The following is a 21,598-nucleotide window of genomic DNA, read 5'->3' as shown; positions in this document are numbered from 1 at the left end:
TTCAAGCTAATAAAATTGTCCAATAGGTTAAGGCCTACACTGGCCGTTGTGTATTGCTGTTTATGCGGCAATGATTAGGCACCACTGCGCCCTGTTTAGGTAGTTCCCCGTAGCCGAATGGGTGAAGCCGTGACTTCGTATCAAATGGTAGAAGTGGAGTAGAGAATGCATGTAGTAGATAACCGGCTTTTGCCTGCTGTATTGGTGATGGCGGTTTTTCTTATGACAATCTGGCTTGCCCCTGGGTTGCCTTCGGGTGAATTTGCCCAAACAGAGCATGCTTATGGTGAGGTGGTTCTCTCTTCCAGCAATGAAAAGGGTTTGATTGACGAGCGCATGGCTTCTGATGGCCAGACTATCATGGTGCATGCCCCTACGCTGGTTGAATTACCTGATGGCCGCTTGATGGCAGCCTGGTTTGGTGGTAGTCGGGAAGGCGCTCAGGATGTGAAAATCTATGGCGCGTATTATGACCTCGAATCGGGAATCTGGTCTGCCAGCTTCGCTCTGGTCGACCCTGCCACAACGTCCCATGGAACTCGCCGATTTATCAAAAAAATGGGCAATCCCGTTTTATTTATGGGGCCTGATTCCCAATTATGGCTTCTATATGTCAGCGTTTCGGTAGGTGGTTGGGCTACCAGTCACATCAATCTCATTAAATCAGCCGATTTGGGCCAGCATTGGGGAGATAGCAAGCGATTGGTTACCGCGCCCTTTTTAAACCTGAGCAGCTTGGTTAAAGGTGTACCGTTTCAGTACGCCGATGGCAGCGTAGGCATACCTGCCTACCATGAATTTGCCGGGAAATTTGGTGAAATTCTGCGTCTCGATCGACAAGGTTCGGTTATTGATAAGGTCAGATTAGCCAAAGGCAGGGACTCCCTGCAGCCGATCATTTTGGCCAGTAGCAAGAATCAGGCAGACGCCTATCTTCGCTATGCGGGTGATAAAGCGCCTTACAGAGTGCTACGGGTGAGCAGTGATGACGGCGGCATTCACTGGAGCAATCCGGTGAAGATCCCGATTCCTAACCCCAATTCGGCTATTGCCGGTTTTCGCGCTCTTGGAAAAGACTGGCTGATTGGTAACGATACCGAAGACGAGAGGGACCGTTTAACCCTGATGCTTGAGGGTGATGAGGGAGAGGGTTGGGGAGCGGTATTTGAACTTGAGAATTCGTCCCACTTTGGTGGTAATAGTATTTCATTGAAGCAGTTTGACAGCATTATCACGGAAGAGCTGGAAGACTCGCTTGACCAACAACCCTTGCGTGAGCAGGCACAGTCGGAAAATTTTGCTCAGCGTGCCCGGGTAGAAATGTGCGAACAGCATGGATGCTACTTCCAATACGACTATCCCTATGCCATACGTACCGCTAATGGCGATGTCCACCTGCTCTACACCTGGAACAAAAGCGCGGTCAAACATATTCGATTCAATGAAGCCTGGTTAAAGGATCAGCTACCATGACATCCTGGTTAATTGCTGTGCTGATGTTTTCATTGGGTATTTACTGTCTGCTGCCTCGAGTCTGGATTCGATCAAAGCCGTTGTTAGCGCTGGTGTTGGTTACTATCGTTTCGGTAATACCTATATGGCAAGGGTTCTCTATCATCGACTTCCTGCGAGGAGGTTTTGGTGACCTGTCGATTCTTTCCTTATCTCTGTTGTTGCTCGGAACAGCTGCGAGGCTTGGTGCACCGGAGGTGTTGGGGGCGGAGCAGAAGAAATGGCTGATGTTGTCTGTGGTCGTGATCGCTTTGCCGTTCTATGCAGCAACGATGGGATTGGCTTATCTGGACCCTTACCGTTGGGGGTATACCTTCCAGTTAGCGCTGGCTTTACTGCCCGTGACGCTACTTGCTGTCTGGTGGCGTGTCTGGTGGTTGGCGATTAGCCTCACATTGGCAGTCTTTCTATGGGGCAATGGGGCGATACTCGAGTCGACCAATCTTTGGGATTACGTACTGGATCCTTTACTGGTTATCTATGCGTTGGGTTATTTACTCTGTTATGGCGCGGCGCGAGGCTGGAGCCTGATAAAAAGAACGGGCTGAGTAAAGCTACTCGAGCCCGTATTGCCAATTTGTTGTTAGCTTTTCAGGGCTAGTCAGGCGTTTACTTGGGTATGTCTCGCTCGCCGTTATTGTGCAAGAGATAACGGGTTGATTCGTATATTCCCTTGGCCAGCCGGGTCAGGCGGATTGTCATAGCCGGGTGCTGTTCGCTCACGTCCTCTGCAGGCGTCGGCGAATTGAGATCATGCAGCTTGATGGTGTCACTGTTGTATTCAATACGAAGCATAAAATCCTTGGTGATGGCCCCAATAACCGGTCGGGTTTTGTGCGAGGTTTGGGTGTACACCACCCGTTCACCCTCGGGGGCAGGCTGGCTAATGTCTCGTCCCATAGTGTTGTTGCGATAGGGAATGCCAACCAATCCGGCAACGGTCGGAAACATATCCACGAGACTAACCGTTTCTTCGATCACCCTGGGTTTCAGAAGCTTTGGTGCATAGATCATATTAGGCACGTGCAGGCCATCCAGATCTAATGCCTCGTAGAAGGGCTTCATATGGGGGGTTTCGGTGATGCGGTTGTTGTGATCTCCGTATAGGACAAAGATGGTGTTATCGAAATAACCACCGGCTTTTGCCATCTCCATAAAGCGGCCGATATTGTAGTCCAGCAGGCGTACGGCATTGTATTGAGCTTCGCTTTTAAAACCTGCTTTACTCAGGGCTTCGTCGCTGTGGCTGAGATCAACTTCAAAATCATCGTTATTATCGGGTACGGTGAACGGCCTGTGGTTTGCCGCCGTCTGTATATAGGCAAAGAAGGGGCGTTCTTTCGGCAGCTGGCTTAACACCTTGTCGGTTTCTTTAAACAGATCCAGATCAGAAATCCCCCAGACATCGACATTAGGGCTACTGAATGAGCCTTCCTCAAAGATTTCTATATCGGGAATATTGTGGTTGATCACGGCGCTCATATTGGCCCAACCCAGATTGCCCCCGATAAAGTACTTTTTGTCGTAATCTTTGAATTCATTGATGATCATGGTTTGATCAATGATCAGGGTGTTGCGACTGGCGGTATTGACGCGAGTCACATCGGCCAGCCCGGTCAGGCTGGCAAAAACCGTTCGGGCGGTGCCCGAAACCGGCACGTAAAAATTGGGCATAAACCAGCCCTCTCGGGCAATCCGGTCAAGATTCGGGGAAGGCTTAAGAGGGTTGTTGTAAATGCCTAACCGGCTGGCACCCAGGGATTCCAGCATAATAAAGACGACGTTGGGTTGTTTGCCATCGAGCGAAACAGGGGTCTTGTTGGCTGGCACCTGGCGCAAATAATTGAGCTGCTCGGGGTTGGGGTCCTTTACCCCCAGGTAGACACTGATGTCGGAGTAGTAGTGCTCTACTTTTTCTTTTTCGTATGGCGCTTCCTCGTATTCGTAGGAGTCAGCAAAGTAGAGCACGGGATTAAGACCCAGCGAGGCAATGGCGGTACTCCCGCTGAAAAAAGCATCGCTCCAGCGCAGAGGTACCGGGTTCTCGATGTTGCCTGGCCATTGCCCCAGAATGCCAAGAACGGTAGCAAAAAACAGGGTAAAACCACCGATGATTCGGCTCTTCACGGGTACCAGGGGTTGTGGACGCAGCAGCGAAGCAAAAACCAGTACGCGGTAGGCTGCAAGGAACAGAATAACAGTGGAAATCACGCCCAGGGTTATCCAGACAACCGGGTAGCTTTCCCAGACCATGTTGCGGGAAATGGCAAAATCTTCGAAGAAACGCATTGCTGTTGAATTGATGCGAACCCCGAGATAGGCATAATGGCCAAAATCAAAGACGTAGAAGACCAGCAGGGCGGAAACGGCAATGAGTACATAGCCCCAGGCGAGGTGACGCAACAGACTTACGCGGACAAGGTTCAGACGAGGAATATAGGCCAACAGGATTAAAGGCAAGCAGAGTAAAAGGGCGAGTCGCAGGTCAAATTTAAAGCCAATGTAGAGCGACTTGGCCAGCACCTCGCCGGAGGTTTGTATGGTGTCACCGACTTCTGAGAAGCCCAGCAAAAAAATAACGCGCAGCGCTATCATTAAAAGCCAGAACAATAAGCACACGCCCGCTAGATAGCGTACGCGGCGAGATTGAAGCCAGGTTAGCATAGAGTGCCCTTTGAACGAGGAGTTGGAGAGTTATAACCGACGGCACAGTTTACCCAATATACTTGCGAATCCCAATGAAACTGGTGATTGAAACGTCGGCTGCGTCACTTGTCGTGAAACTGCCTGATGGGTTGTCTGACGCTTTGATGCAGGTCATAGTAAAGCCTGAGGCGAAGATTACACTCTGAGCAAGAAGTCGAGAAGGAGTTCCTGAATGAACCTGATGATTTTAGTCGTATTATTTGCACTATCGGTGGTTATGGCGGCGAAATTTAGCGCTGCCACTGGCAACTGGATTGAAGAACGAACGGGCATGGACCCTACCATCTACAAATGGATTATGTCTTTTGTATCGATTGTGGTGGTCTTTGTGATTTTTCGAATGATTGTGCCTGGTGCACTCTATTAAGTCCCCATCAGGAGCTTTTGTGCCTGATTTTCCTGAACCTCACTGTTGCGCTAGCTTGCGCCGGTGAGGTTCGCTTCCTTTTACTACTAGTGTTCAGAACACTAACTGAACCTCTCCGGTTAGGGCGGGTGTCAGCAGTCTTTCGCTGAAAGGGTGAAATCCTATGAAGGTGAAGGCTAGCAGTAAGAGCAATACATCATCTGATCATGGAAGAGCCTGATTACTATGTCAGAAGAGTTTAAACAACAACGGCTTCGACCTCGTGACCTGTTTGTATTGTACGAGCAAAAGAGGCTTGATTCAGAAACCCTGGCATCAGGAATCGCGGATCTGCAGCCAGTTGAGCGTTGGACGCTGTGGCTTAGCCGTCAGATGTTGTTATGCGGAACAGCGCTGCTATTAGCCGGAATATTTTACCTTCTGGCCTTTAACTGGGAGCTGTTGGGGCGCTTTAGCCGTCACGCTGTCATGTTGACCCTGTTTGGCGCGGCCACGGTGTTGGCTCTGTATCTTGGCCCATCGCGGCTTGGGGGCAATCTGGCTGCTTTGGCTGCGACAGTGCTTTCTGGTGCCTGGCTTGCGGTGATTGGTCAGATTTATCAAACGGGTGCCGATGCCTGGCAGCTATTTGCAACCTGGACCTTGCTCTGCGCGCTTTGGCTACCCGGTTGGCGTTTTGCGCCTTTGTGGGCATTTTGCTGGTTGTTGCTCAATCTCAGTATTTGCCTGTACTGGTTTCAAGTGTTGCAGGCGCCTGGAGCGTCCGACCCTATTGGCCTTTTTGCCTCGCTCGGCAGCCTGAACCTCCTGGCATTGATTGGCTTTGAGACACAATGCCAGCGTCCATGGCTGGCACAGGCTCAACATTGGCTACGTCATCAGCTGATCATGCTGACACTGTTTTTTTTAACCTTTCCGGCCATGACCACATTTCTGGAACCAGAAGCCACTGGCGTGGCTGACTGGCTATTGCTGCTGGTATGGGGAGCTGTGTTAATAGCTGGTTATATTCACTATCACCCTAGGCACCTGGGTATCGTGGCGCTACTGCAACTCTCTCTTATCAGTGCCTTGATGCCGGCCGCCGGCCGCTTGTTGCTCGATCATGGCAATACATTGGGTTATTGGGGGTTTGCCCTATTGCTGATACTGGCGTTTGGTGGTGCGGCCTGGTGGTTGTCGGTGTTGGCTGGCAAGAGCGGGGGAGAGCAAGGATGAATCCGGATCAGGATGCTTACAAGTCCCATATTGATATCAGCCCCAACCTCCTGAGCAGCCTGAAAGAGCTCCAGGCTGCTCAAGCCGAATCTGAAACAGTGCCCCTGATATCCAGAATTCTCAGCGGTGTGGGAGCCTGGTTAGCTAGCTGGTTTCTATTATCCCCCATGTTATCGCTGGCTCTGTTTGAGCAGAGCGAGCTGGCTTTGCTAGCGTCGTTAGTAATAATGGTTGTGAGCTGGCTGATTCATCGTCAGGCTGCGGGACTGTTTTGGCAGCAGGTCGCGGTCGCATTTCTGTTTTGTGCCAATGGCTTATTGCTGTTCGCCGTTGCAGACCTGTGGCATGGCAATGAATTAAGTCTGGTTAGCCTTTGTCAATTAGGGGTAGCGCTTTTGTGTTATCCCTTATTTGCTAATGCCTTCGTACGTTTCCTGTTACCCCTAACGGCTTTGGTGTCAGTGTTGGCATGGCTGAGCTTTGAAGATATGTTGGGGTGGGGTGACGGCTTGTTGTTCATGGTAGGTATAATCTGTATCTCGCTTTGGCTTTCTCCAGGGACAATCAAAGGGCTACGACCCCTGGCGTTCGCCTCTGCCTGGGGGATGCTGTTGATTCTGATCTGGCAGTTCATGCTCACCAGTAATTCCTGGGTGCAGGTATCCCTGCTAAAACCCCAGATATCATTATTGATACTGTCCGGTTTGTTGCTGGTGTGCTGGGTACGAATTGCCCTTTTTGCCCGCTGGCCTCTATCCAACTACCTGCCTGGTTTGCTGTTGGTAATAGCGCTATCGCTGGTTTCGACCTACGGAGTTTTACTGGCACTGTTGTTGCTCTTATTAGGCTACTGGCGTGATGAACTCTGGTTGTTGATGCTGGGGCGCCTAACCCTTGCCGTGGTTCTGGCCTGGTATTACTACTCGCTGGAACTGAATCTGATTGAGAAGGGACTTGCGTTAATGGTGACTGGGCTGCTGTTAATTGCCGTAGCTTATCTGCTTGCGAGATTTACTGGAAAGCCGGCGCAGCATGGGGAGGAAAGCCTGTGAAACCTGCAACCTTGTTTGCCCCACTGCTTGGTCTGCTGGTAATTAGTGGCGTCATCCTCTCTAAGGAATGGGTGTTGCACGATGGTCAGGAGCTGTATCTGAAACTCGCGCCCAAGGATCCTCGATCATTGATTCAGGGAGACTATATGCGGCTCGATTATGAGCTGACCCGCAAGGTGCCCCTTGACGATCTGGATGATTCAGGCCTACTGGTTTTGACGTTGGATGCACAGGGGGTTGGCAGCTTTCGCCGACTGGATAACGAACAAGCACTGGCAGCCAATGAACTGAAGCTGGCTTATCGAAATTACCATGGCGTTAAACTGGGCGCCGAGAGTTATCTGTTTCAGGAAGGGCTAGCCGAATGCTACCAGCAAGCCCAATATGCCCGCTTGAAAGTTTCATCCAGCGGCTCCAGCCTACTTATAGGCTTGCTGGACGATCAGCTCAAGCCTGTTGGCAACCAGCTTGAGCATTCGCGCTGGTTTACCACCATGCCCAATAACTGTGATTAAAGGCAACACCAACGATATAGGTGAAAACTGCGATGGCCGCCAGAGCGAAGACAAAACGGATAGTAGGGGTTTTGCCTCGTTTGATGGCCATTGTGCCGAGCAGTATGTAGGCTATCAGGGCAAATAATTTTGCGGTCAACCAGGCATCGGTGAACGGATACTGGCCAATCGTAATCATCAGGTAGATAGCGCAGGCAAGAAGCAGGGTATCCACGATATGGGGCGTAACCCGAACCCATTTTTTATCCAGTAAAGTGGACTGCCTGACCGACCAGAAGGCGCGTAGGGCGAAGAACGAGATACTGAGGGCTGCCAGTGTCATATGGCTGTGTTTAATAATCAGGTACATAGATAGTCCGTTGTTGAAATCTTCTCACTTATAACCCGGCTATTGTCCTCAATTTAAACAGGTTATCAATGATCGATTTTTTATTTTCGAAAAAGAAACCACAGCTGTCCCTGTCGGATATCCAGGAGCGGCTGCAGCAGCAATTGGCCGAGGATCATCGAGACCAGCTGGCTCATCGAGTGTGCGAATTGGCGCTCTCGGCAAGACAGTCGGGCAATTATGGTGTTGGTGCCCTGATCTGCAGGGATCATGAGATTCTGTTTGAGGCCAGCAACGCTGTATTTGAGCCAACCCGCAATAGTGCTGCGCACGCAGAAATGCTGCTTCTGGACCTGTGGGAGCAAGCGGTAGCAAAAGGTGAGTACCCGCCAGAAGCAACGGCCCAATTGACGCTCGTTTGTAGTCTGGAGCCATGCCCGATGTGCCTTTCTCGGCTATTGATGAGTGGCATCAGGCGCATCTGTTATCTGGTAGAGGATAAACCGGGGGGGATGGTTAGCCGAGCTCGTGATTTGCCACCGGCCTTCAGAAATTTGATGCAGACTTGTGATTGCACTGTGCTACGCGCTAACCCCGAATACAGGAATTTGGCGCAACAATTAGCAAATCATGGTTTGGGAGAGCTCAGGCAGCGGCTGATCGATCCGGCTTTGTAGTCAGCCCTGCCTTAGTTTGTCAGCTGACTAGTGCCGCCAGAGTCCCATGGCGGACGAGGTTTCCCGGCGAGGGTCTGCAGCACCCTGCATCATCCCCTGATCGTCCAGATAAATACTCTGGCTGGCGCCCATGGCGGCTTTGATTTCAATTTCGTGGCCTTTTTCTCGCAACAGTTTCAGGGTATCCGGGCTGAGACCGGTTTCTACCCTGAGCTTGTCCGGTAACCACTGATGATGGATGCGCGGGGCGTTAACGGCTTCCTGGACATTCAGTCCATGATCAATCACGTTCATGATCACCTGCAAGGTGGTGGTAATGATTCTGGAGCCTCCCGGTGTTCCTGTCACCAACAGGTTTTTCCCCTGATGACGAACGATGGTGGGAGACATGGAGCTTAGCATGCGCTTATTGGCTTCGATGCGGTTGGCCTCGGCGCCAATCAAGCCGTAAGCATTGGGTTCTCCCGGTTTGGCACTGAAATCGTCCATCTGGTTATTGAGCAAAAACCCTGCACCGGTAACAGAGATACCCGAGCCATAGCTAAAGTTCAGGGTATAGGTATTGGAAACCACATTGCCGTCGCGGTCAGCTATCGAAAAGTGAGTGGTTTCGGAGCTTTCGTAAGAGGGCGCATCGCCGGAGAGTATTTCGGCCGAAGGGGTCGTTTGCGAGCTATTGATAAGTTTGCGACGCTCATTGGCATAGTCAGCCGATAACAATCCCTTAAGCGGTACCTCAACAAAGTCACTGTCGCCCAGGTAGGTGGCGCGATCAGCGTAGGCCAGTTTCATGGCCTCGGCCATCAGATGGATGGTTTGTGCCGAGTTGTGGCCCAAATCATCGATTGGGTAGGGTTCCAACAGGTTGAGAATCTGCACAATATGGGTGCCGCCTGAGCTGGGGGGCGGCATGGAATAGATTTGGTAACCCCGGTAATCCCCTCGTGCGGGTACTCGAATTTTGGCCTGATAGTCGGCCAGGTCTTGTTCGGTAATCAAGCCATCGTTGGCTGCCATTTGCTCTGCGATCAGGCGAGCGGTTTCTCCCTGATAAAAACCTTCATGGCCGGAGTCCGATATACGTTGCAGGGTTTTTGCCAGTTCTGGTTGTTTGAAGCGATCCCCGGGCTGGTAAGTGCTGCCATCCGGTTTATAAAACAGGGCTAGACTCCCCGGATCTTTTTGCAGTCGCTCGCGCCGCTTTTCAAGGCCTTTGGTAAAACGGGCAGGCACAATAAAGCCCTCGGTTGCCAGCTCAATAGCCGGAGCTATGGCTTGTTTGCGGTCGAGTGTGCCGTAGCTTTCCAGTGCCAGTAACAGGCCGGCAACAGTACCCGGTACGCCGGAAGACTGGTGGGAAAAACGGCTTAATTGGTTGTCGACTGTGCCCTCTTTGGTCAGGAACATATTCTGGCTGGCCGCAGCCGGGGCCTTTTCCCGATAATCGATTGCAACCACATCATCGCTGTCGCCTGGGGATACCAGCATAAAGCCGCCACCCCCAATGTTGCCGGAGCGGGGTTGCACTACCGCCAGCACAAAGGCTGCCGTGACTGAGGCATCTACGGCATTGCCTCCCTGTCGCAAGACATCAATAGCCGCCTTGGTAGCAAGGGTATGGCTGGTAACGACCATGCCCGCGTTACCCAGGGTAGGTATGGCACGATCACCCTCAAGAATGGCGCTCGAGTTAGCATGAGCCACAAGAGGCAGTGCGAATATCAGGGGAAGGGCAAAAGAGAGCGGTTTAAAGGCGCGAGATCGACGCAAAACTGAGTACAGGTTCATAAGCACATTCCTTTGTGAAACTGTTTTCAGTATACCCGCTCGCAGGTTTGTCGCCAGCGGGTAAAAAGGGCGTTGATCCAACGCCCCTGATAAGGGTGGTTAGTGAGATTGGCTCAGGTAAGCGTTGAGCTCGGTGTAACCACCAATATGTTCGCGACCGATGAAAATTTGCGGCACGGTTTCTACCGGCTTGCCAATGGTTTTTTCCAGATCGTTCTTGCTGATACCCTCTTTATGGATATCGATGTATTTGAAGGCCAGTTGTTTGTCTTCGGCCAGTTGCTTGGCTCGTTGACAGTATCCGCAGCCTTCACGGCCAAAAATAGTAATGGGTTGCATGTTATCTCCGATCATCTGCTTGCGTAGGGGCTGTTTGTTGAGGCTATTGTTCAACAGGCAGCTCCTCTGATGCCAATTACAAGTTCTAATGATGAAGATAGATAGGCTCTATGGAATGCTGACTAGCCAGGGCGTGTTGGTTTGCCTATGGCTGTTGTTGGATGGCGAATTCAGCCGGTCTGAGAGGTAGGGCTTGAAAAAAATCTGTTGCAGTATGCCGTTGCTGCGCATCTCCTCCAGGGCTTTCTGCAGGTTAGCCGCGCTATCCGGCTTGGTGGACCGGCGAGAAAGATAAAGGTGCCCACTATTGGAATCCAATGTCAACAAATGCACCAGCCGGGTTGGTTCAATATCGAGCTCCCTCAGGGTATAGAACAATGTATAGTCCGCGGAAACCATCGCCTCAATACGGCCTTGCATGAGCATTCGGACCCCTTGCGCCATATCGCGGATCGGGACTTTGTAAAGTTGGAGGTTGTCATCGAAGCTAGCACCGTAACGCGACCCTCTGATGTAACCAACTCGCTTTCCAGCCAGGGCGTCAAGGGAGTTGATCGGTGGGGCATCAGCACGTGCCGTAATGATAATTGAGGTTTTAACGACTTCACCCAGATCGATTCCGTATTGATCTGCTTGGGGGCTTTTGAACAGAACTGCCAGGTCAGCTTGACCGCTTTTTACCTCTTGAATCACTCTGGGGTAGGGTGTCAGGGTGTTGTTCAGCGTTATGCCGCTGTGCTTTTCCAGCTCCAGGGTAAAGCGGCTCAGCAGGCCATCAAGTTGGCCCTGGGCGTTGACGTATCCCCAGGGCTTAACGGTTGAAGTAGAAACCTGTAATGAGTCTGGGTAGGCTGCAGCAGGGAGGAACAATGCTAGCAACACCAGCCAAGATTGAAGCAAAGGCATGAAAAGACCTTAAACCAGCGACGACGGTTTGATTCTAACGATAACTTGCCCATCCTGCACCTATTGGCTGTTAACCCGGACGGGGGCCGGGTTAAACAACATACAGGGTGCGGTTTACTCTCCTGTGTTCTGGTGATCTTTGGCCAGTTCTCGCTGCAGGTCTCTGGCCACAGGGTCGTAATGACTGAAGCTCATACTGTATGAACCTTCGCCGCCACTGATCGATTTTATTCGGGATTGATAATCCGATAATACTCGCATTGGCGCCTGGGCACTGATTTCGGCTTTATGACCTGGAAGGTTGTTACTGCCGATAACCATACCCTGTTTAGCCGCGATATCTCCGGTAATGTCACCGATGCAGTGTTCCGGGACGCGAATGCTGAGGTTAACAATGGGTTCCAGAATCACTGCGGCGGCCTTGTCGATGGCATCGAGAAAGGCTTTACGACCGGCGGCAACAAAAGCGATCTCCTTTGAATCAACCGAATGGTGTTTGCCGTCGTAGACCTCGACGCGAACATCCTGCATGGGAAAGCCGGCAATGGCGCCATGGCTAATGACTTCTCTTACGCCTTTCTCAACCGCAGGAATAAACTGTCCAGGGATCGAACCGCCGACCACCGCACTGTGAAATTCGAAGCCGGCTCCCGGCTGCAATGGTTTGATCCTCAGGTAGACTTCACCAAACTGACCAGCGCCGCCGGTTTGTTTTTTGTGGCGGCTATGACCCTCAGCAGCTTTGGTGATGGTCTCCCGGTAAGCGATAGAGGGGGGGTGGGTCTCAACCGATACATTGAACTGGCGCTGCATTCGCTCTATGAGGGTATTTAGGTGCAGTTCTCCCTGACCCAGAATCACGGTTTCGTTGAGACTGGCTCGGTGTTCGATGTTCAACGAAGGGTCTTCGGCTTCCAGTTTATGGAGTGCCTCGGACAGTTTTTGCTCATCGCCTCGATGCACCGGAGTGACAGCGAGTCCGTACATGGGAGGGGGGAAGTTGATGGATCGCAGGTGGTAATGATCCTCGTCGTGAGAGTCATGAAGAACCGCATCGAAATGGACCCCGTCGACCTTGGCAACAGCGCAGATGTCGCCCGGAATGGCGCGATTGGTTTCGCTGTGTTTTGCTCCCTGAATGCGATAAAGATGGGCCACCTTGAAGGGCTTTCTGGCATTACCGATGAAGAGTTGGGTGTTGGGTGTTATCTGCCCTTGATGCACGCGAAACATGGCTAGTTTTCCGACATAGGGATCGACCTGAATTTTAAAGACGTGGGCGATGGCATGGCGCTCAGGGTCGGGTCGTACATCGACAGGGCTGGCTTGGTCGCCTTCGCCCTTGATAAATTCGGGAGGGTTTCCTTCCAGCGGGTTGGGCATCAGGTCGGTCAGGATGTTCAATAGCTGATCAATTCCGACACCGGTTTGAGCCGATACAAAACATACCGGAATCAGGTGGCCTTCCCTCAAGGCCTGTTCAAAGGGGGCGTGCAACTGATCAGGGTCCAGGGATTGGCCCTGTTCCAGATAAACTTCCATCAGGGCTTCATCCACTTCAACAACCTGGTCGACCAAAGCGTTGTGAGCGGCATCGATAGCACCTAACTCGGATGTGCCCGCTTGAGGGCAGAAAAAGCAGTCTGCAACCGATTGCCCTTTGTTGATGGGGAGATTCAGAGGCAGGCATTCATCGCCGAAAGCCTCTTTGATGTCAGCCATTAGCGACTGAAAATCGACCCCGGGGGCATCGATTTTATTAATAATGATGGCCCGGCAGAGATGACGTTCTGCCGCCGCTTGCATCAGCTGTTCACTGACCGTTTCCACGCCGGTGGTGGCATTAATCACCAGCAAGGCGGCATCGGCGGCGCTCAATACACTGATGCTACGTCCCGCAAAATCGGGCACCCCGGGGGTGTCGATGACATTGATCTGGTGACCTTGATGCTGGAAATGACAGAGCGAGGTTTCAAGGGAATGGCCACATTCTTGCTCTTGTGCATCAAAGTCGCTGAGGGTGTTGCCACGGGTTACCGAACCGGCCGAACCAAGCGTGCCACTGGCGACCAGTAAACGTTCTAATAGCGTGGTTTTGCCGGCCCCGGTATGACCGGTCAGTACGATATTACGAATTTGCTCTGTACCGTAACTGGCCATATTGCTTCCCTCTTCTCAGCTTGGAAATAGTGCTGCAGCGCTTCGTTGCATATCAATCAGTATATGGCAGGGGCCGAGCTTGAAAATTGATCCAGCTAAATAGTTTGATGACTTTTGCAACTATCTGCAGCCATCTGGCACGGATTGCTGCAATGCAGAGCACCACGTAAACTCGCCATAACCTAATAAACAGAGTAGTCAGTATGGCAACAGAGCAGCATTTTCTGGGTGAGTTTCGTCTGCCCGTTCATCCGCTTAGGGAACAACTGTATAGCGAGCTTCATGCCCGTCCTTTCCCCGTGGTGCAGTCGCCAGCCCTGGTCAGTCATATGGCCGTTCTGTTTGGTGAGCAGGGGGGCAAAAGCGAGGTTAGCCATATTGCCCGGCTGTGCCAGCGGTATGCATTGCCACCGCCAGTTAGCGATGCTTCGGCTTTGTATCTGGATTTTGGTGACTTTCACTTGCGTTGGGAACGCCACACAGAGTTTTCCGCTTATACCTTTATTCGCCCTTCGCAGTCGTTGCCGGCGTTTAGTGAAAAAGCGGTTGATGCGGCCCCCCGAGAATGGCTCGAAGCCATAGGGGGGGAGGTGGTGACGGCGCTGCATGGCGTGATTGATCAAGTCTCCAGACCCAACAAGATAGATGGTGACGAGCTGTCGGAGATGCTGTTTGACGGAGAGCGTGCGATAGGCTCCTACACCATGGCTGGCAGAGCTTTGCTGTGTACCAGTTTTCGTCTGCATAAGGGAGGCTTTGGGCGCTTTTATATCGCTAATTATGACCTCTCGCCTCAGAGAACGGGACGGCTGTTGCAGAGGGTTCTGGAAATCGAAAGTTATCGAGTCATGGCGCTGCTGTCGCTACCCCTGGCGCGTCAGATAAGCCCGCGCCTTGCCTTGTTGGAAGCCGAAGTGACAGGCATCACCGCTCGCCTGGCGGCCAAAGCCCGAAACCCGGACGAGGATCAGGCGCTACTGGAATCGATCTCGGCGGTGGCCGCCGAGGTGGAGCAGTACCGTTCTGACACCAGTTATCGGTTTGCAGCCTCTAAAGCCTACGCTTCCCTGGTACGGCAACGTCTCGAGTTTGTTGAGGAGGAACCGGTCGAGCACTTGCAGATGATCAGCCACTTCTTTGCTCGTCGATTTACTCCCGCCATGGATACTTGTGAAGCCGTGTCTAACCGGTTGGAAGAGCTTTCACAGCGTCTCGCCCGGGCGGGAGAACTGCTGCGTACTCAGGTAGATCTGGCTATTGAGGGGCAGAATCAACGCTTGCTGAGTTCGATGAATCGTCGCGGCAAGTTGCAGCTGCGACTGCAGGAGACGGTTGAGGGCTTGTCGGTCGTTGTGATCAGTTACCATCTGGTTGGCTTGATCAAGTACATACTGGATGCAAGTAAGCCTCTGGGTTTGCCCATCAACACCTCCCTATTCCTGGCGGCAAGTGTGGTCCCTGTGGTGCTTGGAGTGTGGTGGTTGACCCGTAAAATCCGTAAGCGAATTAATAATTTGGGTAATCACCAAACCCCTTAATTGTTAACAACTAAGGGGTTACAACTAAGGTTGAATCCCTAAATCTCCTTTCTCACGGCATAATTGTCGACAATGTTGGGCTGGCTACTGTTGTTTAGTCGGCGCCATGGGTTACAAGGGTGTCAGTTTCAACTGCACCGGCTAAATTGAACTGAACCCCATAATAATGACAGAGCCAAAGCGAGGGAACACCATGAGTTACCACGAGGAGTATGCCTATTCTATTGAGAATCCCGAGGGGTTCTGGAAAGAGAAAGCAGAAGGGATCAACTGGTTTAAATCACCGCAGAACATCCTCAGTCAGGATGACAATGGTATTGATCGCTGGTTCGCGGATGGTGAACTCAATACGGCTTATCTTGCTCTTGATTATCATGTTGAAAATGGCCGGGGAGAACAGACTGCACTGATCTATGATTCCCCAGTGACAGGCAAAAAACGCCAATACAGTTACAACCAGCTACTCGATGAAGTCTCTCGCACCGCTGGTATGTTGGCCGAACTGGGCGTTGGCCACGGCGACCGAGTCGTTATCTATATGCCGATGATTCCCGAGGCTGCCATGGCCATGTTGGCTTGCGCTCGTCTAGGTGCGGTGCATTCCGTGGTGTTTGGCGGCTTTGCACCGAATGAGCTGGCGGTGCGTATCGATGATGCCGAGCCCAAGGTGGTATTGAGTGCTTCCTGCGGTATTGAGGTGAACCGGATCATCGAATACAAGCCCATGCTGGATGAAGCTTTGGCCATCGCTCGCCATAAACCCGTTGCCAGTGTGGTGTTCCAGCGTGAGCAGGGACCCGCAACGATGAACGAAGGCATTGACCACGACTGGAATAGCTTGTTGCAGCAGGCTAAACCGGTTGGCTGCACGCCGGTCAATGCTCTTGATCCGCTTTATGTGCTTTATACCTCAGGCACCACGGGAAAGCCCAAGGGAGTGGTGAGAGATAATGGTGGTCATGCCGTTGCTATGCATTACAGCATGAAGGCTATTTACAATATGGACGCCGGCGATGTGTTTTGGGCAGCGTCTGATGTGGGCTGGGTAGTCGGGCACTCCTATATTGTTTACGCTCCTTTGATTCGTGGTTGCACCACGATTTTCTACGAAGGAAAACCGGTATTTACCCCCGATGCCGGAGCTTTCTGGCGTGTTGCCAGCGAATACAAAGTTCGCGCACTTTTTGCGGCGCCTACAGCGTTTCGTGCCATCAAGAAAGAGGACCCTGATGGCGCCTTGATTGACCAATACGATCTGAGTGCACTGGAAACCATTTTTATGGCAGGGGAGCGCCTTGATCCGCCAACTTATGATTGGACCGTTGAAAAGACGAGTAAGCCGGTTATCGACCACTGGTGGCAAACCGAAACCGGGTGGGCCATTGCCAGTAACCTGGCCGGGGTTGAATTACTGCCGGTTAAGCCGGGTTCGGCAACGGTTCCTGTACCAGGGTTTAATGTTCAGATTCTTAACGAAAGCGGTGAGCCCGCCGCAGCTAATGAACAGGGATTTGTCGCCATCAAACAGCCCATGCCCCCCAGCTGCTTACCAACCGTCTGGGGAGATATTAACCGTTTCCGTAGTGGTTACCTGGAGCAATTTCCCGGTTACTACGTCTCCGGTGACGGCGGCTATCTCGATGATGATGGGTACCTGTTTATTATGGGGCGGGTTGATGATGTCATTAATGTCGCAGGTCATAGACTCTCAACCGGTGAGATGGAGGAGGTCGTGGCGGGCCACCCTGCGGTCGCCGAATGTGCGGTGATTGGTATCAATGATGAGCTTAAGGGGCAGTTGCCGCTTGGGTTGATATTGCTTAAAAACGGCGTTGACCTGGACCCTGAACAGCTGGAGCAAGAGCTGGTGCAAATGGTGCGTGATGAAATTGGTCCGTTGGCCTGCTTCCGCAAGGCCCTTGTGGTTAGCCGTTTGCCGAAGACACGCTCGGGTAAAATCTTACGGCGTAGTTTGCGTCAGATCGCTGCGGGTGAGGAATATGCAGTGCCTTCGACCATCGATGATCCAGCAAGTTTGCCGGAAATCGAAGATCTAATGGCGCAGGCTGGTGTGATTAGCGCACCTGCATAGGCTAAACACCCTTATAAAAAAGGGGAGGCCATTTCGGCTTCCCCTTTTTTTGTGGGTGATAATTATCTTTTGACAGGCGCCTTGGCTGGACTGGGATGCGAATAAATGCCTCGTAAACATGCTTAATATGAAAAAAATTCAACTCAATAGCGGGGGCTGGTTGAGTATTTGATTCTCGCTGGATGGCAAATGGGGAATTGAGTTTTAAGGGGTGATTGATTTTAAGTTATAATGAAAATAATTTCCTAATCAATAATTTAAAGTTGGAATAAAATAGTGCTTGATGATATTGATATGCAGCTTCTTGCTATTATTCAGTCTGATGTTAGTCTTTCTGTCGAAGAGATGGCTGAGCGTGTGGGGCTCACCAAAACACCCTGTTGGCGGCGGATTCAGAAGCTGGAAAAGAGTGGTGTTATTCTTCGCAAAGTGGCGTTACTGGACGCAGAAAAGTTTGACCTGGGTGTATCCGTGTTTGTTCAGGTCAAGACCAGCCAACACAGCGCCGAGTGGTTGCAGTCGTTTTCGTCCGTGGTGGCCTCTTTCCCGGAAGTGGTCGAATTTTACCGCATGAGCGGCGAATACGATTATCTGCTGCGGGTGGTGGTAAAGGATATTGCGGCTTACGATGTTTTTTATAAGCGCTTTATCCAAGCCACCAGCTTGAGCGATGTGACCTCGAACTTTGCGATGGAACAGATCAAGTACAGTACCGAGCTGCCTCTGCTGAGCTGATCACAAAAGCCCCACCACTCTATTAACAATTGAGCGAGGTGGGTATGTCGGTGCAACAACTAATCAAGACGATCAGGGAATCTGTGATAGGCGAGGGGCGTCCATTGCAAACCCCTTTTGGTCTGCGTCCATTGGTGTACGCCGATTACACCGCCTCGGGTCGTTCTCTGGACTTTATTGAACGCTATATCCAGGAGCACGTATTGCCCTGGTACGCCAACACTCACACCGAAACCTCAGCCACGGGACTGCAGACAACCAGTCTGCGTGAAGAGGCGCGGGAGTTGATTAAGCGCTCTGTGCAAGCCGGGGAAGAGGATCTGGTGATCTTCTGTGGATCCGGAGCCACGGCGGCCGTTCATAAATTGATCGATATTCTCAATCTGCGTTTGCCTGCGGAACTGAATGATCGCTATCGCTTGCTGGATCAGGTACCCGAAGAGCAAAGGCCCGTGGTTTTTATCGGTCCCTATGAGCATCATTCCAATGAACTGCCCTGGCGCGAATCTATTGCGGATCTGGTTACTATTGGATTGGATGCCGAGGGCGATATCGATTTGTCTCAATTGGAAGCTGAGCTGGTGCGTTTTCAGGATCGGCCACTCAAAATCGGTAGTTTCTCCGCCGGTTCAAATGTCACCGGGTTGTTAACCAATACAACTGCGATCAGCCGGTTGCTGCACCGACACGATGCCCTGTCATTCTGGGATTATGCGGCTGCCGCGCCCTATGTCGAGATCAACATGCAGGGCGAAGGTGAGGGCAGTCATCAGGATGCGCTGTTTATTTCTCCGCATAAGTTTGTCGGTGGACCCGGAACGCCGGGTTTGTTGATACTGAACCGGAAATTGTTGAGCAATCGTGTGCCCAGTGTGCCAGGAGGCGGTACGGTTTCCTGGGTGTCTCCTGATTCCCATTGCTACCTGAAGGCCGGCGAGCGTCGGGAAGAGGGTGGTACGCCGGCAATCATAGAATCCATTCGTGCTGGGCTGGTGTTTCAGCTAAAAGATGCCGTGGGTGCGCAAACCATTGAGAGGCTGGAGCATGAATTTGTGCGAGCAGCTCTGAGGCGTTGGCGGGAAAATTCACAGATTTCTGTCCTGGGTGATCTTGATAAGCCTCGCACAAGCATTGTCTCGCTACAAATTCGTAGTGGCGGCAAGGTTCTGCATCACGGCTTTGTAACCGCCTTGCTTAATGACCTGTTCGGTATTCAGGTGCGCGGCGGTTGTTCCTGTGCAGGTCCTTACGGTCATGAGCTTCTGGGTATGGATCAGCCAACCAGCGAAGCTATTGAAACCAGTATCGGAGAAGGTAACTCTGTGCTGAAGCCGGGTTGGGTCAGGTTGAATTTTAACTATTTTATTTCCCGGGATACCTTTGAGTATCTGGTCCGGGCAATGGAACTGGTGGCCGATTACGGTTGGCGTATGCTTGGGCATTACCAGTTCAATGCCGAGCGAGGGGTTTGGGGTTACAAGGGGGCGCTGCCAACAGCGGATATACGCCTGGGGGATATCAATTATCAATCTGGCAGCTTGTCGTTCTCGAATCCGAACGGGACAGATCAGGCCGCTCAACTTGACCAATTATCCGATTACCTGGTTGAAGCTGAGCAGCTGATGCAAAGTATTGAGGCTGTTGATAGCGACTGTGGCATTCAGTTGGAAGCGAATGCGGAAGCTTTACGTTGGTTCAGCTTGCCAACAGATCAGGGCCTGATGGCCGAAAAGCACTAACAGGCAGGCTCGGTGTCAGCCGTTGCTCGGGGTTGGTTTTGAGCCTCCAGTCTTCTTCGTTAACTCCTCGCCAGATTGATAATGGCGCCCTTACAGCAATTGCTGATTAAGGGCGCCCGTGTATTCGCCCCGTTGCCGAAAATCCGTATAATTGCCCTTCCTTTTTCTCCCTTCACTGGATAGATCATGACTGTTCGCACGCGTATTGCGCCTTCGCCCACTGGCGACCCCCATGTTGGTACTGCGTATATTGCCCTGTTTAATTACTGTTTCGCTCGTCAGCACGGAGGAGAATTTATTCTCCGCGTAGAAGATACCGACCAGCTGCGCAGTACGCCGGAATCGGAACAGATGATTCTGGATTCGCTTCGATGGCTGGGAATTGACTGGGATGAGGGGCCTGATTGTGGTGGCGAGAGCGGTCCCTATCGGCAGAGCGACCGTGCCGACATCTACCAGCGTTATGCACAGCAGTTGATTGAGCAGGGCGATGCTTTCTATTGTTTTGCAACACCGCAAGAGCTGGATGAGATGCGCAAGGAGCAACAGGCCCGTGGTGAACGCCCCAAATATGATGGTCGCGGCCTGCTACTCAGTGCTGAAGAGGTCAAGAGTCGCCTGGCGGCGGGTGATCCCTATGTTGTGCGGATGAAAATCCCGGAAGAGGGAAGCTTCCGCTTTAATGATTATCTGCGTGGTGACGTCGAGATTCCCTGGGAACAAATCGATATGCAGGTTTTGCTCAAGCAGGATGGCCTGCCAACCTACTTTTTGGCGAATGTTGTTGATGATCACCTGATGGGTATTACTCATGTTTTTCGAGGTGAGGAGTGGTTGCCATCAGCACCCAAGCTGATCAAACTCTATGAGTACTTTGGCTGGGAAGCTCCGGTTCTGGGCCATATGCCGCTGCTGCGTAACCCGGACAAAAGCAAACTTTCCAAGCGTAAAAACCCAACCAGCATTCTTTACTACCAGCGGATGGGGTATCTGCCAGAAGCATTGATTAATTATCTTGGCCGAATGGGCTGGTCGATGCCCGATGAACGGGAGAAGTTCTCCCTCGATGAAATGATTGCCAGCTTTGATATGAAGCGGGTTTCCCTGGGTGGGCCGATCTTCGATCCGGAAAAACTCGATTGGCTCAACGGGCAATGGATACGTGATGATTTAAACGATGACCAGTTTATCGAAGCCCTTAAAACCTGGGCCTTCAACGATGACTATATTCGTCCCCTGATCCCTCATCTCAAAGGTAGGGTGGAGCGGTTCTCTCAAGTGGCACCACTGGCGAGCTTTATGTTTGCTGGCATGGCAGAGGTCACCGAAGCTCAGTTTGACGAGCTAAAGTTGGAACGAGATGAAATTCGTCGCGTGTTGCAGTTTGTTTCCTGGTATCTGGATGAGCTTAGGGTCTGGGATAAAGATGCCATCTTTGCCGGCCTTAAAGCCTTGGCTAAAGCGATGGATGTGAAAATGGGAGGGTTTATGCCGCCGATTTTCCTGTCCATTGCGGGAACCACCTCAACATTTTCGATCGTTGATGCGATGCAAATGCTGGGTCCTGACCTAAGCCGAGCGAGGGTGCGTTATGCCCTGAATCTGCTTGGAAGTGCCTCAAAGAAAGAAGCCAAACGTTGGGATAAAGAGTATCGGGCGCTGGAGCGTTAGCAGGATTTGACGCCCTGCGGATCGCCTGTGCATCAACGTCCCTAAGTACCTTGTTTTACTTTTATATAATTGGTTGCTCAGGGTTGACAGGGTGCCATAAGCCAGTAAAATGCGCTCCACGTTTGAGGGCACAGTTATGCGCTCAAGCAACCCGGATTTCGGGGCTATAGCTCAGCTGGGAGAGCGCAACACTGGCAGTGTTGAGGTCAGCGGTTCGATCCCGCTTAGCTCCACCATATCAGGCAGTAATGCCAA

The 21,598-nt window shown here is 51.8% G+C and carries 18 protein-coding genes and 1 tRNA gene; 13 read left to right on the top strand and 6 right to left on the bottom strand.

All coding sequences use genetic code 11. The annotated features are described in order from the left end of the window. The first annotated feature begins 165 nt into the window (after positions 1–165). Complete coding sequence (locus MIB40_RS02125; protein WP_249690236.1) at positions 166–1,473, top strand: sialidase family protein; 1,308 nt, start codon at positions 166–168, stop codon at positions 1,471–1,473. Next, on the top strand, positions 1,470–2,060 hold the full coding sequence (locus MIB40_RS02120) for a hypothetical protein (protein WP_249690234.1): 591 nt from the start codon (positions 1,470–1,472) through the stop codon (positions 2,058–2,060). Before MIB40_RS02125 ends, MIB40_RS02120 begins: the two co-directional genes overlap by 4 nt. Positions 2,061–2,121: 61 nt before the next feature. Here MIB40_RS02120 and MIB40_RS02115 read toward each other — a convergent pair whose 3' ends face one another. After that, positions 2,122–4,176: an LTA synthase family protein gene (locus tag MIB40_RS02115; protein ID WP_249690232.1), complete on the bottom strand. Its 2,055-nt coding sequence runs from the start codon at positions 4,174–4,176 to the stop codon at positions 2,122–2,124. 214 nt (positions 4,177–4,390) lie between these two features. Here MIB40_RS02115 and MIB40_RS02110 point away from each other — a divergent pair, with 214 nt between their 5' ends. The 4 genes from MIB40_RS02110 (at position 4,391) to MIB40_RS02095 (ending at position 7,370) form a co-directional block, all read left to right on the top strand. Beyond that, a complete protein-coding gene (locus MIB40_RS02110; RefSeq protein ID WP_249690229.1) occupies positions 4,391–4,585 on the top strand; it encodes a hypothetical protein in 195 nt (64 codons plus the stop codon). A gap of 225 nt (positions 4,586–4,810) precedes the next feature. Continuing rightward, positions 4,811–5,803, top strand: a complete 993-nt coding sequence (locus MIB40_RS02105) for a DUF2157 domain-containing protein (protein ID WP_249690227.1) — start codon at positions 4,811–4,813, stop codon at positions 5,801–5,803. Continuing rightward, complete coding sequence (locus MIB40_RS02100; protein WP_249690225.1) at positions 5,800–6,855, top strand: DUF4401 domain-containing protein; 1,056 nt, start codon at positions 5,800–5,802, stop codon at positions 6,853–6,855. Before MIB40_RS02105 ends, MIB40_RS02100 begins: the two co-directional genes overlap by 4 nt. Next, a complete protein-coding gene (locus MIB40_RS02095) occupies positions 6,852–7,370 on the top strand; it encodes a GDYXXLXY domain-containing protein (RefSeq protein ID WP_249690223.1) in 519 nt (172 codons plus the stop codon). The genes MIB40_RS02100 and MIB40_RS02095 overlap by 4 nt, the downstream gene beginning before the upstream one ends. Here the strand turns inward: MIB40_RS02095 and MIB40_RS02090 are convergent. Then, entirely contained in the window at positions 7,342–7,719 is a 378-nt protein-coding gene (locus tag MIB40_RS02090; protein ID WP_249690221.1) for a SirB2 family protein, read from the bottom strand. The two genes, MIB40_RS02095 and MIB40_RS02090, sit on opposite strands and share 29 nt — an antisense overlap. 68 nt (positions 7,720–7,787) lie before the next feature. On the opposite strand from MIB40_RS02090, the gene MIB40_RS02085 reads away from it, so the two are divergent. After that, positions 7,788–8,375 (top strand): deaminase, encoded by a 588-nt coding sequence (locus MIB40_RS02085; RefSeq protein ID WP_249690219.1) that lies wholly within the window; start codon positions 7,788–7,790, stop codon positions 8,373–8,375. Positions 8,376–8,402: 27 nt separating this feature from the next. On the opposite strand, the gene ggt is transcribed toward MIB40_RS02085, so the two are convergent. The 4 genes from ggt to fusA all read right to left on the bottom strand — a co-directional run bounded on the left by ggt (position 8,403) and on the right by fusA (position 13,568). After that, complete coding sequence (gene ggt / locus MIB40_RS02080) at positions 8,403–10,163, bottom strand: gamma-glutamyltransferase (RefSeq protein ID WP_249690218.1); 1,761 nt, start codon at positions 10,161–10,163, stop codon at positions 8,403–8,405. 99 nt (positions 10,164–10,262) lie between these two features. Continuing rightward, on the bottom strand, positions 10,263–10,502 hold the full coding sequence (locus tag MIB40_RS02075; protein WP_249690771.1) for a GrxA family glutaredoxin: 240 nt from the start codon (positions 10,500–10,502) through the stop codon (positions 10,263–10,265). A gap of 108 nt (positions 10,503–10,610) precedes the next feature. Continuing rightward, complete coding sequence (locus MIB40_RS02070) at positions 10,611–11,408, bottom strand: substrate-binding periplasmic protein (RefSeq protein ID WP_249690216.1); 798 nt, start codon at positions 11,406–11,408, stop codon at positions 10,611–10,613. A 114-nt stretch (positions 11,409–11,522) separates the two neighbouring features. Next, complete coding sequence (gene fusA, locus MIB40_RS02065; RefSeq protein WP_249690214.1) at positions 11,523–13,568, bottom strand: elongation factor G; 2,046 nt, start codon at positions 13,566–13,568, stop codon at positions 11,523–11,525. Between the two features lie 203 nt (positions 13,569–13,771). Here fusA and MIB40_RS02060 point away from each other — a divergent pair, with 203 nt between their 5' ends. From MIB40_RS02060 to MIB40_RS02035, 6 genes are all read left to right on the top strand, one after another. Then, complete coding sequence (locus tag MIB40_RS02060) at positions 13,772–15,106, top strand: DUF3422 family protein (protein ID WP_249690212.1); 1,335 nt, start codon at positions 13,772–13,774, stop codon at positions 15,104–15,106. 193 nt (positions 15,107–15,299) lie between these two features. Beyond that, complete coding sequence (locus MIB40_RS02055) at positions 15,300–17,198, top strand: propionyl-CoA synthetase (RefSeq protein WP_249690210.1); 1,899 nt, start codon at positions 15,300–15,302, stop codon at positions 17,196–17,198. Between the two features lie 273 nt (positions 17,199–17,471). Continuing rightward, positions 17,472–17,933 carry an Lrp/AsnC family transcriptional regulator gene (locus tag MIB40_RS02050; RefSeq protein ID WP_319941613.1) on the top strand — a complete coding sequence of 154 codons (462 nt, stop codon included), beginning with the start codon at positions 17,472–17,474 and terminating at the stop codon, positions 17,931–17,933. Between the two features lie 44 nt (positions 17,934–17,977). Then, positions 17,978–19,672 carry an aminotransferase class V-fold PLP-dependent enzyme gene (locus MIB40_RS02045; protein ID WP_249690207.1) on the top strand — a complete coding sequence of 565 codons (1,695 nt, stop codon included), beginning with the start codon at positions 17,978–17,980 and terminating at the stop codon, positions 19,670–19,672. Between the two features lie 186 nt (positions 19,673–19,858). Next, a complete protein-coding gene (gltX, locus tag MIB40_RS02040; protein WP_249690205.1) occupies positions 19,859–21,343 on the top strand; it encodes a glutamate--tRNA ligase in 1,485 nt (494 codons plus the stop codon). A 160-nt stretch (positions 21,344–21,503) separates the two neighbouring features. Then, positions 21,504–21,579 (top strand) — tRNA-Ala (locus tag MIB40_RS02035). Positions 21,580–21,598: the final 19 nt, after the last annotated feature.

The organism is Aestuariirhabdus haliotis (genome assembly GCF_023509475.1).
Lineage (GTDB): Bacteria > Pseudomonadota > Gammaproteobacteria > Pseudomonadales > Aestuariirhabdaceae > Aestuariirhabdus > Aestuariirhabdus haliotis.
The sequence above is the reverse complement of the archived record's forward strand: the minus strand, read 5'-3'. Positions and strand labels throughout refer to the sequence as shown.

Bases quoted from the DNA above. Each gene is read 5' to 3' on its own strand.
- fusA (WP_249690214.1), bottom strand. From the start codon at position 13,568: ATGGCCAGTTACGGTACAGAGCAAATTCGTAATATCGTACTGACCGGT.
- MIB40_RS02085 (WP_249690219.1), top strand. From the start codon at position 7,788: ATGATCGATTTTTTATTTTCGAAAAAGAAACCACAGCTGTCCCTGTCG.
- MIB40_RS02055 (WP_249690210.1), top strand. From the start codon at position 15,300: ATGAGTTACCACGAGGAGTATGCCTATTCTATTGAGAATCCCGAGGGG.
- MIB40_RS02060 (WP_249690212.1), top strand. From the start codon at position 13,772: ATGGCAACAGAGCAGCATTTTCTGGGTGAGTTTCGTCTGCCCGTTCAT.
- MIB40_RS02075 (WP_249690771.1), bottom strand. From the start codon at position 10,502: ATGCAACCCATTACTATTTTTGGCCGTGAAGGCTGCGGATACTGTCAA.
- MIB40_RS02125 (WP_249690236.1), top strand. From the start codon at position 166: ATGCATGTAGTAGATAACCGGCTTTTGCCTGCTGTATTGGTGATGGCG.
- MIB40_RS02105 (WP_249690227.1), top strand. From the start codon at position 4,811: ATGTCAGAAGAGTTTAAACAACAACGGCTTCGACCTCGTGACCTGTTT.
- ggt (WP_249690218.1), bottom strand. From the start codon at position 10,163: ATGAACCTGTACTCAGTTTTGCGTCGATCTCGCGCCTTTAAACCGCTC.
- MIB40_RS02110 (WP_249690229.1), top strand. From the start codon at position 4,391: ATGAACCTGATGATTTTAGTCGTATTATTTGCACTATCGGTGGTTATG.
- gltX (WP_249690205.1), top strand. From the start codon at position 19,859: ATGACTGTTCGCACGCGTATTGCGCCTTCGCCCACTGGCGACCCCCAT.
- MIB40_RS02090 (WP_249690221.1), bottom strand. From the start codon at position 7,719: ATGTACCTGATTATTAAACACAGCCATATGACACTGGCAGCCCTCAGT.
- MIB40_RS02045 (WP_249690207.1), top strand. From the start codon at position 17,978: ATGTCGGTGCAACAACTAATCAAGACGATCAGGGAATCTGTGATAGGC.
- MIB40_RS02120 (WP_249690234.1), top strand. From the start codon at position 1,470: ATGACATCCTGGTTAATTGCTGTGCTGATGTTTTCATTGGGTATTTAC.
- MIB40_RS02100 (WP_249690225.1), top strand. From the start codon at position 5,800: ATGAATCCGGATCAGGATGCTTACAAGTCCCATATTGATATCAGCCCC.
- MIB40_RS02070 (WP_249690216.1), bottom strand. From the start codon at position 11,408: ATGCCTTTGCTTCAATCTTGGCTGGTGTTGCTAGCATTGTTCCTCCCT.
- MIB40_RS02115 (WP_249690232.1), bottom strand. From the start codon at position 4,176: ATGCTAACCTGGCTTCAATCTCGCCGCGTACGCTATCTAGCGGGCGTG.